This is a genomic window from Pseudomonas mosselii (assembly GCF_003205295.1).
Lineage (GTDB): Bacteria > Pseudomonadota > Gammaproteobacteria > Pseudomonadales > Pseudomonadaceae > Aquipseudomonas > Aquipseudomonas mosselii_B.
On sequence record NZ_QJRP01000001.1, the window covers coordinates 343,604 to 357,654 of the forward strand.

Genomic DNA, 14,051 nt, shown 5'->3' on the forward strand with positions numbered 1-14,051 from the left:
CCATGGCGCGCCAGGAGGGTATGGCCGTGATCAGTGCATTGCTGATCGGCGCAGTGGTGGCGGTGATCGCCGCCGGCATGATCGAGCGTCAGGGGTTGCTGACCCGTCAGGTGGAGAACCGCCAGCTGGCATTGCAGGGCCAGTGGGCCCTGGAAGGCGGCCTTCAGTTCAGCCGCCAGGTGCTGCTCGAACAGCGCCTGCGCGACCCGCTGGTGCGCGGCGGTCAGCCCTGGTCCCGGCCGATGCGCGATGTGCCCTCCGGCAGCGTGCGCTTCGACGGTCAATTGGAGGACGAACAGGGCAAGTTCAACCTGCGCAACCTGGTGGTCGATGGCCAGGTGGATATCGAGGCGCTGGCGACCTTTCGGCGCCTGTGCGTGTTGATCGGAATCGATGAGCGCCTGGCCACGGCCATTGCCGGACAGGTGATCGACAGCTACCCACAGCGTCCGCTGGCCACTCCCGCCAATGCAGGCTTGGGCCTGGCCAGCGGCCGTGCGACTTCACCGGCCAGCGCCGACGCAGTGTTGCCGGCCAGGCGCCCGATGCTGCGCAGCGTCGAGGCGCTGGCCGGGCTCAAGGGCATGGATGGCGAAGCCCTGGCGCGCCTGCGTCGGTTCGTCACGGTGCTGCCGGCGCTGACCTGGGTCAACGGCAACACCGCCAGTGCCGAAGTGCTTGCCGCTCAGGTACCGGGCCTGTCGTTGCAGCAGGCCGCGGCGTTGGTGGCTGAGCGCGATGGTGGCCGTTGGTTCATCAATCGCGGCGATTTCGTCAATCGCCTGCGCATGCCGTCCCTGGCCATGGCCAACGTGCGGGTGGGGATCAACAGCGACTGGTTCCGCCTGCGCGGCCTGGCGCGCCTTGGCAGTCGCGAGCTTCCCCTGCAGGCGCTGCTGCGCCAGCGCGAGGGGCAGTTGCCGGATGTCATCTGGCAGCGGGTGGGCGCATGAGTACCTTCATGGAAGTCTGGCTGGCACCGCTGGCCGAACTGGATGAAGCTTCGCTGCTGGAGTATCGCCTGGCCGACAGGCGTGGGCAGGCCAACCGTGGGCAACTGCTTCGGGAGGCCAAGGGCGCGTCCTGGCGTCTGCACCTGCACGAGCAGGATAGCCTGGCCTTGGACATCGCCATGCCGCCTCTGACCGGCAAGCGCCTGACGGCGGCAGTGGGCTGCGCGGTGCAGGGGCTGGTGCTCGGGGATGCCGGGCAGGTCCATGTGGCCCACGGGCCGCGTCGGGCCGATGGGCAGGTCGCGGTGGCCTGGCTCGGTTTGACGGAGCTGGCACGGCTGCAGGCGTGGCTGCAGGCTGAGGGAGTCAGGCCAGTCGGGTTGTACGCCTGCCAGGACGCTGCACCGTCGGTGGCGGATCTGTCCGGCGGGTTGGCCGGCCCGGCGAAGCCGATGGCTTGGGGGCGCACGCTGGGCATCTGGGTGGCGGCGACGCTGGTCTGGTGCCTGGGCCTGAACCTTTACGCGGCGCACCTCGCCCGCGAGGGCGAAGCGTTGCGTACCCGCATGGTCGCCCAGGTGCGCCTGGCCTTCCCGCAATTGCCGGTGGTGCTCAACCCGTTGCAGCAGGCGCGCCAGCAGTTGCAGGGCGGACAGGGCAGCGCGGCGCCGGGGCTGGTGGCATTGCTGGAGGGCGCCGGGCAGGTCATGCCGTTCCTGGCCGGCAATGTCGAGGCCATGGATTACCAGGATGGCCTGCTGCGCATCACGCCCCTGGCCGATGGCGGCAAGGCCCCGGCGGGCAGCGCCTGGCAGGCCGATCTTGCCGCCCGTGGTATCGATGGCCAGGCCAGCGGGCAGGGCTGGACACTGCGCGCGGCCAAGCCGTCCGGCGAGGAGCTGGCCCATGTCGATTAAGGCGCGCCTGGCTACCCTGCGTGCGCAGGGGCGGCAACGCTGGCAGGCCCTGGCCGCGCGGGAACGTCGCGCCGTCGCCCTGGGCGGCGGTCTGCTAGGCGTGCTGTTCTGCTGGCAGGTGCTGGTCCAACCGGCGTTGACCAGGATCGACCACTGGCAGGCCGAGACACCCAAGCTGCGTGGCCAGGCACAGGCGCTCGACGCCCTGCTCGGCGAGCGACTGGCGCAGCGCCCAGCAGACATAGCCCTGGCATTGCGGCAAAGCCTGGAGCAGGCAGGCCTGCAAGAACACTCACAACTCGATGCCGACGGCGATGCCTGGCACCTGAGCTGGCAGCGAGCCCCCGCCGAAGCGGCGATGGCCTGGCTGCAGGGCGTACCGCTGCGGCTGGGACTTGGCATCGGTCAGCTGGCGCTGCGCCGCGACCCGGCTGCCGAACCGGGCAGCCCGGTGACCTTCTCCGGAACCCTTCGCATGGATCAGGCGCATGGCGCTAAGGACCCTTCATGACGTGCCTCCGTTCATCGCGACTGCCGTTCGCGCCCTTGCTCCTGGCCCTGGCGCTCAGCGCCTGTGCCAGCGCGCCGAGCGTGCAACGCCCCCTGGCCAGCAGCGAGCTGGGCCGCCCGCTGGCCGAGGCCGGCGCCTCGACGGGCGTGCCGGATCATCGTGCACAGCCCGAGCCGCAGACACGCCCGGCAGCGCGCCAGTCCGCCCCGCGGGTCGGCCAGCGCCACAGTCGCACTGTGGCATCACCGGCCCCGGCCAACCCGCTGGGTGATCAGCCGGTGCAGTTGAACTTCGTCGATGCTGATATCCAGGCGGTGGTGCGCGGCCTGTCCCGCGCCACCGGCCGGCAGTTCCTGGTCGATCCGCGGGTCAAGGGCCAGCTGACCCTGGTATCCGAGGGCGAGGTTCCCGCCAGCAAGGCCTACGCCATGCTGCTGTCGGCCCTGCGCATGCAAGGTTTCAGCGTGGTCGACGTCGGCGGCGTGGCCCAGGTAGTACCTCAGGCCGATGCCAAGCTGCTCGGCGGCGCACTGGTGACCGGGGACCGCGACGCCGGCAACGGCATGGTCACCCGCACCTTCCGCCTGCAGTACGAGAACGCCGTCAACCTGATCCCGGTGCTGCGCCCGATCGTCTCGCCCGACAACCCCATCAATGCCTACCCCGGCAACAACACCCTGGTCGTCACCGACTACGCCGAGAACCTCGAGCGGGTGGCGCAGATCCTCGACCGGGTCGACATTCCCACGGCCATCGACACCGACGTGGTGGCGATCAACAACGGGATCGCCAGCGACATCGCCGGCATGGTCAACGAACTGCTCGACAGCCAGGGCAGCGACCCGACCCAGAAGATCAGTGTGCTGGGCGACCCGCGTTCGAACAGCGTGGTGATCCGCTCCGGCAGCCCCGAGCGCACCCAGCTGGCCCGTGACCTGATCTACAAGCTCGACAACGCCCAGAACAGCGCCGGCAACCTGCATGTGGTGTACCTGCGCAATGCCCAGGCCGACAAGCTGGCGCAGAGCCTGCGCGGGCTGCTGACCGGCGAGAGCGACACTGCCGGCAACGACACCACGCGTGCGCTGCTCAGTGGAGGCGGCATGCTCACTGGCGGCAGTAGCAACGGCGCCAATGGCAATGGCAGCAGCACGCAAGGCAACAGCGCCAACAACAACGCCAGCAGCAGCCGTGGCAGCAGCCAGGGCGCCGGCACGACACCGAACAGCTATGGCAGCACCACCCAGCAGAACGACCAGGGCACCGCGTTCTCCGCCGGTGGCGCGACCATCCAGGCCGACAAGACCACCAACACCTTGCTGATTTCCGCGCCCGAGCCGCTGTACCGCAGCCTGCGCGAAGTCATCGACCAGCTCGACCAGCGCCGCGCCCAGGTGGTGGTGGAAAGCCTGATCGTCGAAGTCGGTGAAGACGACGCCAACGAGTTCGGCATCCAGTGGCAGGCCGGTAACCTCGGCAAGAATGGCGTGTTTGGCGGCGCCAACCTCGGCGGCAGCGGCTTGGTCAAGGGACCCAGCAGCATCGACGTGCTGCCGAAGGGGCTGTCAGTGGGGGTGGTCGATGGCACGGTGAAAATCCCGGGCATCGGCGAGGTGCTCGACCTCAAGGTGCTGGCCCGTGCGCTGACGAGCAAGGGTGGCAGCAACGTGCTGTCGACACCCAACCTGCTGACCCTGGACAACGAGGCGGCGAGCATCTTCGTCGGCCAGACCATCCCCTTCGTCAGCGGCCAGTACGTCACCGACGGCGGCGGCAACAGCAACAACCCGTTCCAGACCATCCAGCGCGAGGAGGTGGGGCTGCGGCTGAACGTGCGTCCGCAGATCTCCGAGGGCGGTACGGTCAAGCTGGACGTCTACCAGGAGGTCAGCAGCGTCGACCAGCGCGCCTCCAGCGCCGCCGGCACGGTGACCAACAAGCGCGCCATCGACACCAGCATCCTGCTCGACGATGGCCAGATCATGGTCCTGGGCGGCCTGCTGCAGGACGGCTACACCCAGACCAACGAGGGCATTCCGTGGCTGTCCGGGCTGCCGGGGGTCGGTGCGTTGTTTCGCAGCGAGCGCCGCGCCAGCAACAAGACCAACCTGATGGTGTTCCTGCGCCCTTACATCGTGCGCGATGCGGCGGTCGGGCGCAGCATCACCCTGAACCGCTACGACTTCATCCGCCGCGCCCAGGGCAGCCTCAAGCCCGAGCATTCCTGGGCCTTGCCGGACATGGACATGCCGCTGTTGCCGCCAGTGGAGCAGGGCGTGCCCGACCAGGGCCGCGCCCAGCCGGCGGCGCTGCGCGCACCACGGGCCGCGATCCGCGCGGTGCCGGTGGACGAGGTGGCGCGTTGAGCCGCTTGCCATACGCCTGGGCCAAGGCCCAACGCCTGGTGCTGCAGGTGGATGGCGAGGCCGGTGCGGTGCTGTCGCGCTGCCCGTCGAGCCCGGCCTGGGCAGTGGCCGAGGTGCGCCGGCGCCACGGCCAGGTGCTGGTCGAGCCGCTCGACGATGCGCAGATGGACGCGCTGCTGGTCAGCGCCTACGCCGACACCGGCAGTGCGGCGGCGGTGGTGGGCGCGGCGGAGAACGAGGTGGACCTGGATCGCCTGCTGCAGGACATCCCGGAAGTCACCGACCTGCTCGAGGCCCAGGACGACGCGCCGGTGATCCGCATGATCAACGCCTTGCTCACCCAGGCCGCGCGCGACCAGGCCAGTGACATCCATATCGAGCCGTTCGAGAGCCATTGCCTGGTGCGCTACCGGGTCGACGGCACCCTGCGCGATGTGGTTTCGCCACGCAAGGCACTGCACGGCGCGCTGGTGTCGCGGATCAAGATCATGGCGCAGCTGGATATCGCCGAAAAACGCCTGCCCCAGGACGGCCGCATCGCCCTGCGCGTGGCCGGGCGACCGATCGATATCCGCGTGTCCACCGTGCCAACCGGCCATGGCGAGCGGGTGGTGATGCGCCTGCTCGACAAGCAGGCCGGACGCCTGCGCCTGGAGGCGCTGGGCATGGACGCCAACCTGCTGGCGCGGCTCGACCAGCTGATTCGCCAGCCCCACGGCATCGTGCTGGTCACCGGCCCCACCGGCTCGGGCAAGACCACCAGCCTGTACGCGGCCCTGGCGCGGCTGGATGCCAGCGTCAGCAACATCCTCACCGTCGAGGATCCGGTGGAATATGACTTGCCGGGCATCAGCCAGATCCAGGTCAACGCGCGCATCGACATGAGCTTCGCCGTGGCCCTGCGCGCCATCCTGCGCCAGGACCCCGACGTGATCATGATCGGCGAGATCCGCGACCTGGAGACCGCGCAGATCGCCGTGCAGGCGTCGCTTACCGGGCACCTGGTGCTGGCCACCCTGCACACCAACGACGCGGTGTCGGCGGTCAACCGCCTGATCGACATGGGGGTCGAGCCGTTCCTGCTGGCCTCGGCGCTGCTCGGGGTGCTGGCCCAGCGCCTGGTGCGCCGATTGTGCCCGCACTGCCGCGAGCCCGATCCGGCCTCGCCCGGACAGTTCCGCGCGGTGGGCTGCGCGCATTGCAACCATTGCGGCTATAGCGGCCGCACCGGTATCCACGAGTTGTTCTGCGTGGATGACGAGGTGCGCAGCCTGGTGCACCAGGGCGCAGGCGAACAGGCCCTGCGCGCCGCCGCCCGGCGCAACGGCATGCTGAGCATGCGTGAGGACGGCCAGCGCTGGGTCGACAGTGGCAGCACTTGCCTGGAAGAGATCCTGCGCGTGACACGGGACGCCTGATGAACCGCTATCGCTATGAAGCCGCCGATGCCCAGGGCCGGGTGGTCAAGGGGCTGCTCGAAGCCGACAGTCCGGGGGCGGCGATGACCCAGCTGCGCGCCCTGGGCCTGACCACCTTGGAGGTCGAGGTCCAGGCTGCGGCCGGGCAGGGCAGTGGCCTGTTCGGCGCGAAACTGTCCGACGGCGACCTGGCCTGGGCCACGCGTCAGCTGGCAAGCCTGCTGGCCGCCGGCCTGCCGCTGGAGGCGGCACTGGGGGCGACCCTGGAGCAGGCCGAGCGCAAGCATGTGGCGCAGTTGTTGGGCGCGGTGCGCGGCGATGTACGCAGCGGCATGCGCCTGGCCGATGCCCTGGCCGAGCGGCCGCGGGACTTCCCCGAGATCTACCGGGCGCTGGTGGCGGCGGGCGAGGAGTCCGGCGACCTGGCCCAGGTGATGGAGCGCCTGGCCGACTATATCGAGGACCGCAACACCCTGCGCGGCAAGATCCTCACGGCGTTCATCTACCCTGGCGTGGTGGGGCTGGTGTCAGTGGGCATCGTCATCTTCCTGCTCAGCTACGTGGTGCCGCAGGTGGTCAGTGCCTTCACCCAGGCGCGTCAGGACCTGCCCGGGCTGACCCTGGCCATGCTGGCGGCCAGTGACTTCGTGCGCGAATGGGGTGTGCTGTGCTTTGCCCTGATGGCCGGGGCGGTCTGGGGCTGGCGGGTCTACCTGCGCGCCCCGGCGGCGCGCCTGGCCTGGCATGGGCGGGTCCTGCGGCTGCCGTTGTTCGGGCGCTTCGTGCTGGGCCTGAACACGGCGCGTTTCGCCTCCACGCTGGCGATCCTCGGCAGCGCCGGGGTGCCGCTGCTGCGGGCACTGGAGGCGGCGCGCCAGACCTTGGGCAACGACCGCCTCGACCAGTGCGTCAACGAGGCCACGGCGCGGGTGCGCGAGGGCGCCGGGCTGGCCTCGGCACTGGCGGTGGAGAAGGTCTTTCCGCCGCTGCTCATCCACCTGATCGCCAGCGGCGAGAAGACCGGCAACCTGCCGCCGATGCTCGACCGTGCCGCCGACAGCCTGGCCAAGGACATCGAGCGCCGCGCCATGGGCATGACCGCGCTGCTGGAACCGTTGATGATCGTGGTCATGGGCGCAGTGGTGCTGCTGATCGTCATGGCCGTGCTGATGCCGATCATCGAGATCAACCAGCTGGTGCAGTGACCTGCTGCGCCACCTCCCGCACCTGCTGGCGGAACCAGCGGCGCAAGGGATCGGCGTGGGTGCGCGCATGCCAGATCTGCATTACCTCGACCCGCGGCAGCACCAGGGGCAGGGCGTGCAGGCGCAGGCTGGGATCGCGCTCGACTGCCTCCATGGCCAGCGAGCGCAGGCAGGTCAGCAGCAGGTCGGTGCCGCGCACCAGGCGCGTGGGGGCGATGAAGCTGGACAGACCGGCCACCACCCGGCGTTGCTGGCCGAGGGCCCGCAGGGCCTGGTCGACCCGGCCGTCGAGATCGCCGGTCAGGGTCGTCAACAAGTGGTCGCAGGCCACGAATGCTTCCAGGGTCAGGCCGTCTTTCAGATGCGGGTTGTCGGCCGCGGCCAGCACCACGAAGTCCTCGCCGAGCAGGCGCTGCTGGTGGAAGGTGTCCGGCAGGTCGCTGTAGAAGCCGGCGATGGCCAGGTCGCAGGTGCCTTTCTCCAGCGCCTCGCGGGGCAGCTCGCCACGGGTGTTGTGGGTGACCAGGGTCAGGTTCGGCGCCTGGTCACGAAGAATCGGCAGAAGCCCGGGCAGCAAGGTCTGCTCCAGGTAGTCGGTGCTGTACAGGTGCAACTGGACCGGGCGTTCGAGAAAGTGCTCGCCGTCGCAGCGGCTGAAGAAGTCCTGCAGGTGCCCGACCAACTGTTGCACTTGTGGTGCCAGCTCATGGGCCCTGGGGGTGGGCGTGAGGCCGCGTGGCGCGCGCACGAACAGCGGGTCGCCGAACTGGTGGCGCAGCTTGTTGAGCTTGTGGCTCAGGGCCGGCTGGCTGAGCGCCAGGCGTTGCGCCGCACGGGAGGCGCTGCGCTCTTCGTAGAGCACCTGGAACAGGTGCAGCAGGTTGAGGTCCTTGTTGCCGATATTCATAACTTGAATCGCAGGAATAAATGCTTTCGAATTATCGAATCATAGCGCGATGGTTAGGATGGGCCCAACCTGTTGAGGGAATCGCCTATGACCATCGCCATTTTCGCCACCATCCAACCCCTTCCCGAATACCGTGGCGCCACCGAGCAGGCCCTGCGCCGGATGGTCGAGCAGACCCGTGCCGAGCCCGGCAACCTGCGCTATGACCTGTTCGTGCGCCAGGGCGGGGCGCTGGCGTTCGATCTGTTCGAGCTGTACGTCGACGAGACTGCCGTCCAGGCCCATCGCGACAGTGCCCATTACCAGGCCTACCGCGCTACCACCGCCGAGTGGCTGGCCGCACCGACCCAGGTGCAGCTTTCCCGCCCGCTGGATATTGCGCCATTCAACTGAATCAGGAATCGATCATGAACAAGATTGCTCCCGTTGCGCTGGCGCTGGCCGGCGCATTGCTGAGCGGCCATGCCGCTGCTGCCGCTAAAGGCGAGGTGCTGGTGTTGCTGTCCAGCGAGAACCAACTGCAGCTCAAGGACGGCAAGCCATACCCCACCGGCTATTACCTCAACGAGTTCGGCGTGCCCGCCGACCGCTTGCTCAAGGCCGGCTACAAGCTGGTGCTGGTGACGCCCAAGGGCAATGCGCCGAGTGTCGACGAGCGCTCGGTCGACCCGATGTACTTCGGCGGCGATGCCAGCGAGATGCAGCGTATCCGCCAGGTGGTCAATAGCCTGCCGGACATCGACGACACGCTGTCGGTGAAGGAGGTGCTGGCGGGCGATCTGGATCGTTACGCCGGGATTTTCATCCCGGGTGGCCATGCGCCGCTGATCGACCTGGCCAACAACCCGGACGTCGGCACCTTACTGCGCCATTTCCACCAGGCCGGCAAGCCTACGGCCGCCATCTGCCACGGTCCTATCACGCTGCTGTCGGCGCAGCAGGACCCGGCCGCCTACCGCGCCGCATTGGCACGCGGCGAAACCCCGGCGGCCCGCGACTGGACCTACCAGGGTTATCGCATGACCATCTTCTCCGATCCGGAGGAGCAGGTGTTCGAAGGTTCGCTCAAGGACCAGCGCCTGCAGTTCTATCCGGCCAAGGCCATGGCCGGCGCGGGCGGCAATATGAGCTATGCCGAGGCCTGGCAGCCTCACGTGGTGGTCGATCGCGAGTTGATCACCGGGCAGAACCCGTTCTCCGACAAGGCATTGGCCGAGGCGTTGCTGGAGCGGTTGGAGGCTGCAGGGCAATAGCGAATCAGGTGCTTGGCGAAACAGGTATAGCACCTATGAGATCGAGCGCCGCCCGCGCGGCGGGCACTTGGTAGCTTTCATGCGATGGCCGGTTTCTTCCAGGCACCCAACGCCAGCACCAGCGCACCCGCCATGATGGCGATGTCGGCAAGGTTGAACACGCCAGTATGCAACGGCCCGAGGTTGAGCACGAGGTAGTCGACCACATGGCCGTCGCGCAGTACCCGGTCGATCAGGTTGGCCAGGCCGCCCATGGCGATGAAGTAGGCCGCGCCGGCCTTCACCGGTGTCGCCTGCCAGTGCCTGAGCGCCCAGGTCACGGCCCAGCAGCACGCCACACCCACCGCCGCCACGAAGATCAGTTGCTTGAGGCCCGGCGACAGACTGGCGCCAAGGCTGAGGAATGCGCCCGGGTTCAGGCTCAGGGCCAGGTCGAGCCAGACGAGCTGGTTGCCGAAGACATAGCTGTGGTTGTTCAGGGCGACCAGGGCGATCAGTTTCACCCACTGGTCGAGCATGATGAAAGCGACGCCGAGGATCAGGACAAGGGTACGGCTGGAGAGCATGCAGGCAATTCCTTCGCTGCGCGGGTGCGGCCGTCCGGTATTGGCGGGGCTGCCGGCAGCGCGGCGAAGATAGCGCAGGCGGGTCTAGACTTAAAGCCTGGACCGGCTTCAAAGCGGTCCGATCATCCATCCGACCACCGCCCCTGGACCTGACGTCGCCGACGGTGGCCTTCTGGCAAGAGGAGGGCAGGTCATGGACGAGGCACGGCTTCATGAATTCATGGGCAAGCTGGTGGGCGACATGGGCGCGGCGGCGACGCTGGCCAATGTCATCCTTGGGGATGAGCTCGGGCTGTACCGGGCCATGGCCGACAGCCAGCCGATCACGCCCCAGGTACTGGCCGAACGCACCGGCTGCCAGCCACGACTGGTGCGTGAATGGCTCAACGGCCAGGCGGCGGCGGGTTACCTGGTGCATCGTGACGGACAGTTCACCTTGCCTGAGGAGCAGGCCATGACGCTGGCCCTGGAAGACTCACCGGCCTACATGGCCGGCGGCGCCTCGGTGCTGGCGGCGCTGTTCCATGACAAGGACAAGCTGGTCGCGGCCATGCGCGGCAACGGCGCACTCGCCTGGGGCGATCATCATCCCTGCATGTTCAGTGGTACCGAGCGTTTCTTCAGGCCGGGTTACCGGACCTTCCTGGTGGCCGACTGGCTGCCGGCCCTGGAGGGTGTGGTGGCCAAGCTGCAGGCCGGCGCCCTGGTGGCCGACGTCGGTTGTGGCCATGGTGCCTCGACCATCGTCATGGCCGAGGCGTTCCCGGCCTCGCAATTTACTGGCTACGACTACCACGCGCCGTCGGTGCTCACCGCCACCGAGCGGGCCCGCGAGGCGGGGGTGGCCGACCGGGTCAGCTTCCAGCAGGCCTCGGCCAAGGACTATCCCGGCCGTGACCTGGACCTGGTGTGTTTCTTCGACTGCCTGCACGACATGGGCGATCCGGTCGGGGCGGCGCGACATGCCTATCGGGCACTCAAGGACGACGGCACGGTGATGCTGGTGGAGCCGTTTGCCGAAGATACGCTGGATGCCAACATCAATCCGGTCGGCAGGCTGTTCTATGCGGCGTCCACCTTCATCTGCACGCCGAATTCGCTGTCTCAGGAAGTGGGGCTGGGACTGGGGGCGCAGGCAGGGGAGGCGCGGTTGCGGGCGGTGTTCGAAGAGGCAGGGTTCAGGCAGTTCCGCAGGGCGACGCAGACGCCGTTCAACCTGATACTGGAGGCCAGGAAGTAGCGATCTGCCTGTGATGGCTCTTTCGCACAAACAGAAGGGGCGCCATCTGGCGCCCCTTCGTCGTGCAGCTTAGGCTTCAGCGTCCCATGGACGATCGCCTTTTTCATCCTTGACGCGGGTCGGCAGGCCCATCACGTCCAGCGCCTTGAGGAACGGCTCGGCCGGCAGCTCCTCGACGTTGACCATGCGCCCGGCGTCCCACTCGCCACGGGCGACCAGCAGCGCGGCGGCCACCGGCGGCACGCCGGCGGTGTAGGAGATGCCTTGGCTGTCGGTCTCGGCGTAGGCTTCTTCGTGATCGGCCACGTTGTAGATGAACACCTCGCGCGGCTGACCGTCCTTGGTGCCCTTGACCAGGTCACCGATGCAGGTCTTGCCGGTGTAGCCCGGAGCCAGCGAGGCCGGATCCGGCAGCACGGCCTTGACCACTTTCAGCGGTACCACTTCCAGGCCTTCGGCGGTCTTGACCGGTTGCTCGGAAAGCAGGCCAAGGTTCTTCAGCACGGTGAACACGTTGATGTAGTGCTCGCCGAAGCTCATCCAGAAGCGCACGTTCGGCACGTTCAGGTTCTTCGAGATCGAGTGCACCTCGTCGTGACCGGTCAGGTACAGGTTCTGCGAACCCACCACCGGCAGGTCGTCGGTACGCTTGACCTCGAACATGGTGTTGCTGGTCCACTGGCTGTTCTGCCAGCTCCACACCTGCCCGGTGAACTCGCGGAAGTTGATTTCCGGGTCGAAGTTGGTGGCGAAGTACTTGCCGTGGGAACCGGCATTGACGTCGAGGATGTCGATCGAATCAATGCGGTCGAAATACTGCTGCTGCGCGAGTTTCGCGTAGCTGTTCACCACACCCGGGTCGAAGCCGACACCGAGAATGGCGGTAATGTTCTTCTGCTGGCATTCCTCGAGGTGTTTCCACTCGTAGTTGCCATACCAGGGCGGGGTTTCGCAGATCTTGCCCGGTTCTTCGTGAATCGCGGTGTCAAGATAAGCGACACCGGTATCGATGCAGGCACGCAGCACCGACATGTTGAGGAAGGCGGAACCAACGTTGATCACGATCTGCGATTCGGTCTCGCGGATCAGTGCCTTGGTCGCCTCGACATCGAGGGCGTTGAGCGAGAAGGCCTGGATGTCGGCGGGTACCTTGAGGCTACCCTTGGCCTTGACGCTGTCGATGATGGCCTGGCATTTGGAGATGTTCCGTGACGCAATCGCAATACGACCCAGTTCGTCGTTATGCTGTGCGCACTTGTGGGCCACCACCTTGGCGACACCTCCTGCACCAATGATAAGAACGTTCTTCTTCAATTCAGCTTCTCTCCTTCATGAAAGCCTGTCTTACGACAGGCTCGAAACGTAGTCTTCGAACCCGAACTCGCGAACCAGCTCGACGCTGCCGTCGAGTTGCTTGACCGCGATGGACGGCATTTTCAGACCGTTGAACCAGTTTTTCTTGACCATGGTGTAACCGGCGGTGTCGATGAACGACAGGCGGTCACCGATCTGCAGCGGCTTGTCGAACTGATACTCGCCGAAGATATCGCCGGCCAGGCACGACTTGCCGCAGACCATGTAGGTGTGCGCGCCGTCGTTGGGCGCCATCTTGGCGTTGAGGCGATAGATCAGCAGGTCGAGCAGGTGCGCCTCGATCGAGCTGTCGACCACGGCCAGGTGCTTGCCGTTGTACAGGGTGTCGAGCACGGTCACTTCCAGCGAGGCGCTGTTGGTGATGGCCGCTTCCCCCGGCTCCAGGTAGACCTGCACGCCGTACTGTTGCGAGAAGGCTTTCAGGCGCGCACAGAACGCGTCCACCGCGTAGTCTTCGCCGGTGAAGTGGATGCCGCCACCGAGGCTGACCCACTCGACCTTGTGCAGCAGGTGGCCGAAGCGCTCCTCGATGTGCGTGAGCATCTTGTCGAACAGGCCGAAGTCGCCGTTCTCGCAGTTGTTGTGGAACATGAAGCCGGAGATCTTCCCGATCACCTTCTCGATCTTTTCCGGGTCCCACTCACCGAGGCGGCTGAACGGGCGTGCCGGGTCGGCCAGCAGGTAGTCGGAGCTGCTCACCTGCGGGTTGACGCGCAGGCCGCGCACCTTGCCCTCGGACTGTTCGGCGAAGCGTTCGAGCTGGCCGATGGAGTTGAAGATGATCTTGTCGCAGTTCTCGAGCATCTCTTCGACTTCATCGTCAGCCCAGGCCACGCTGTAGGCGTGGGTTTCGCCGGCGAACTTCTGGCGACCGAGCTTGAGCTCGTAGAGCGAGGAGGAGGTGGTGCCGTCCATGTACTGCTGCATCAGGTCGAATACCGACCAGGTGGCGAAGCACTTGAGGGCGAGCAGGGCCTTGGCCCCGGACTGCTGGCGCACGTAGGCAATCTTTTCCATGTTGCCCAGCAGTTTCTGTTTGTCGATGAGGTAGTACGGCGTCTTGATCATTTAAAGGCCCCCGGCCAGGCCGGCCAAAAAAAGGACACGCATTGTGCCTTCACTTGCCGCGGTACGAAAGGGCGTGGGGCGCATTTCGTCCGAGTCGCACGCGCACTTCGCTATTGAAGTGCCATCTGGCCCGTGATTGCGCCTTCCCTGGCGCTGGTTCGGCCGGTATCGCAAGGACCGGCCAAATGTGCTTTTTCATCGGGGCGAGCCCAGTTGAACAGATCAATGTGACGATCCTGATCTGCCACTGGGCCTTGGCAAGTGGGGATGCGA

Annotated in this window: 13 protein-coding genes; 9 read left to right on the top strand and 4 right to left on the bottom strand. The window is 66.8% G+C overall.

The window, feature by feature from the left end:
• Positions 1 to 20: 20 nt before the first annotated feature.
• Genes gspK through gspF form a run of 6 tightly spaced genes read left to right on the top strand, consistent with a single transcriptional unit; the run spans position 21 to position 7,370 of the window.
• On the top strand, positions 21 to 953 hold the full coding sequence (gene gspK, locus DMX06_RS01690; RefSeq protein ID WP_258378788.1) for a type II secretion system minor pseudopilin GspK: 933 nt from the start codon (positions 21 to 23) through the stop codon (positions 951 to 953).
• Positions 950 to 1,870, top strand: a complete 921-nt coding sequence (locus tag DMX06_RS01695) for a GspL/Epsl periplasmic domain-containing protein (RefSeq protein WP_110733968.1) — start codon at positions 950 to 952, stop codon at positions 1,868 to 1,870. The genes gspK and DMX06_RS01695 overlap by 4 nt, the downstream gene beginning before the upstream one ends.
• Positions 1,860 to 2,381, top strand: coding sequence for a type II secretion system protein GspM (gene gspM, locus DMX06_RS01700; protein WP_110733970.1), 522 nt, complete (start codon positions 1,860 to 1,862; stop codon positions 2,379 to 2,381). The genes DMX06_RS01695 and gspM overlap by 11 nt, the downstream gene beginning before the upstream one ends.
• Positions 2,378 to 4,747, top strand: coding sequence for a type II secretion system secretin GspD (gene gspD, locus DMX06_RS01705; RefSeq protein WP_110733973.1), 2,370 nt, complete (start codon positions 2,378 to 2,380; stop codon positions 4,745 to 4,747). Before gspM ends, gspD begins: the two co-directional genes overlap by 4 nt.
• Positions 4,744 to 6,165, top strand: coding sequence for a type II secretion system ATPase GspE (gspE, locus tag DMX06_RS01710; RefSeq protein ID WP_110733975.1), 1,422 nt, complete (start codon positions 4,744 to 4,746; stop codon positions 6,163 to 6,165). The genes gspD and gspE overlap by 4 nt, the downstream gene beginning before the upstream one ends.
• Positions 6,165 to 7,370 carry a type II secretion system inner membrane protein GspF gene (gene gspF / locus DMX06_RS01715; protein ID WP_110733976.1) on the top strand — a complete coding sequence of 402 codons (1,206 nt, stop codon included), beginning with the start codon at positions 6,165 to 6,167 and terminating at the stop codon, positions 7,368 to 7,370. The genes gspE and gspF overlap by 1 nt, the downstream gene beginning before the upstream one ends.
• Here the strand turns inward: gspF and DMX06_RS01720 are convergent.
• Positions 7,351 to 8,277, bottom strand: a complete 927-nt coding sequence (locus DMX06_RS01720) for a LysR family transcriptional regulator (RefSeq protein ID WP_110733979.1) — start codon at positions 8,275 to 8,277, stop codon at positions 7,351 to 7,353. The genes gspF and DMX06_RS01720 overlap by 20 nt on opposite strands.
• A gap of 87 nt (positions 8,278 to 8,364) precedes the next feature.
• Here DMX06_RS01720 and DMX06_RS01725 point away from each other — a divergent pair, with 87 nt between their 5' ends.
• Positions 8,365 to 8,670 carry a putative quinol monooxygenase gene (locus tag DMX06_RS01725; protein ID WP_110733981.1) on the top strand — a complete coding sequence of 102 codons (306 nt, stop codon included), beginning with the start codon at positions 8,365 to 8,367 and terminating at the stop codon, positions 8,668 to 8,670.
• Between the two features lie 14 nt (positions 8,671 to 8,684).
• Positions 8,685 to 9,530, top strand: coding sequence for a type 1 glutamine amidotransferase domain-containing protein (locus tag DMX06_RS01730; protein WP_110733983.1), 846 nt, complete (start codon positions 8,685 to 8,687; stop codon positions 9,528 to 9,530).
• A 77-nt stretch (positions 9,531 to 9,607) separates the two neighbouring features.
• On the opposite strand, the gene DMX06_RS01735 is transcribed toward DMX06_RS01730, so the two are convergent.
• On the bottom strand, positions 9,608 to 10,096 hold the full coding sequence (locus tag DMX06_RS01735) for a signal peptidase II (RefSeq protein ID WP_110733985.1): 489 nt from the start codon (positions 10,094 to 10,096) through the stop codon (positions 9,608 to 9,610).
• 193 nt (positions 10,097 to 10,289) lie between these two features.
• On the opposite strand from DMX06_RS01735, the gene DMX06_RS01740 reads away from it, so the two are divergent.
• Entirely contained in the window at positions 10,290 to 11,336 is a 1,047-nt protein-coding gene (locus tag DMX06_RS01740; protein ID WP_110733987.1) for a class I SAM-dependent methyltransferase, read from the top strand.
• Between the two features lie 69 nt (positions 11,337 to 11,405).
• On the opposite strand, the gene DMX06_RS01745 is transcribed toward DMX06_RS01740, so the two are convergent.
• Together DMX06_RS01745 and nspC are read right to left on the bottom strand one after the other, a co-directional pair.
• Entirely contained in the window at positions 11,406 to 12,650 is a 1,245-nt protein-coding gene (locus tag DMX06_RS01745; protein ID WP_028691662.1) for a saccharopine dehydrogenase family protein, read from the bottom strand.
• A gap of 30 nt (positions 12,651 to 12,680) precedes the next feature.
• Positions 12,681 to 13,778 carry a carboxynorspermidine decarboxylase gene (gene nspC, locus DMX06_RS01750; protein WP_110733989.1) on the bottom strand — a complete coding sequence of 366 codons (1,098 nt, stop codon included), beginning with the start codon at positions 13,776 to 13,778 and terminating at the stop codon, positions 12,681 to 12,683.
• Between the last annotated feature and the right edge of the window lie 273 nt (positions 13,779 to 14,051).

Excerpts from the sequence above, each read along its gene's own strand:
- gspF (WP_110733976.1), top strand. The coding sequence starts at position 6,165 with ATGAACCGCTATCGCTATGAAGCCGCCGATGCCCAGGGCCGGGTGGTC.
- gspD (WP_110733973.1), top strand. The coding sequence starts at position 2,378 with ATGACGTGCCTCCGTTCATCGCGACTGCCGTTCGCGCCCTTGCTCCTG.
- DMX06_RS01735 (WP_110733985.1), bottom strand. The coding sequence starts at position 10,096 with ATGCTCTCCAGCCGTACCCTTGTCCTGATCCTCGGCGTCGCTTTCATC.
- DMX06_RS01720 (WP_110733979.1), bottom strand. The coding sequence starts at position 8,277 with ATGAATATCGGCAACAAGGACCTCAACCTGCTGCACCTGTTCCAGGTG.
- gspM (WP_110733970.1), top strand. The coding sequence starts at position 1,860 with ATGTCGATTAAGGCGCGCCTGGCTACCCTGCGTGCGCAGGGGCGGCAA.
- DMX06_RS01725 (WP_110733981.1), top strand. The coding sequence starts at position 8,365 with ATGACCATCGCCATTTTCGCCACCATCCAACCCCTTCCCGAATACCGT.
- DMX06_RS01740 (WP_110733987.1), top strand. The coding sequence starts at position 10,290 with ATGGACGAGGCACGGCTTCATGAATTCATGGGCAAGCTGGTGGGCGAC.
- nspC (WP_110733989.1), bottom strand. The coding sequence starts at position 13,778 with ATGATCAAGACGCCGTACTACCTCATCGACAAACAGAAACTGCTGGGC.
- DMX06_RS01695 (WP_110733968.1), top strand. The coding sequence starts at position 950 with ATGAGTACCTTCATGGAAGTCTGGCTGGCACCGCTGGCCGAACTGGAT.
- gspK (WP_258378788.1), top strand. The coding sequence starts at position 21 with ATGGCCGTGATCAGTGCATTGCTGATCGGCGCAGTGGTGGCGGTGATC.
- DMX06_RS01730 (WP_110733983.1), top strand. The coding sequence starts at position 8,685 with ATGAACAAGATTGCTCCCGTTGCGCTGGCGCTGGCCGGCGCATTGCTG.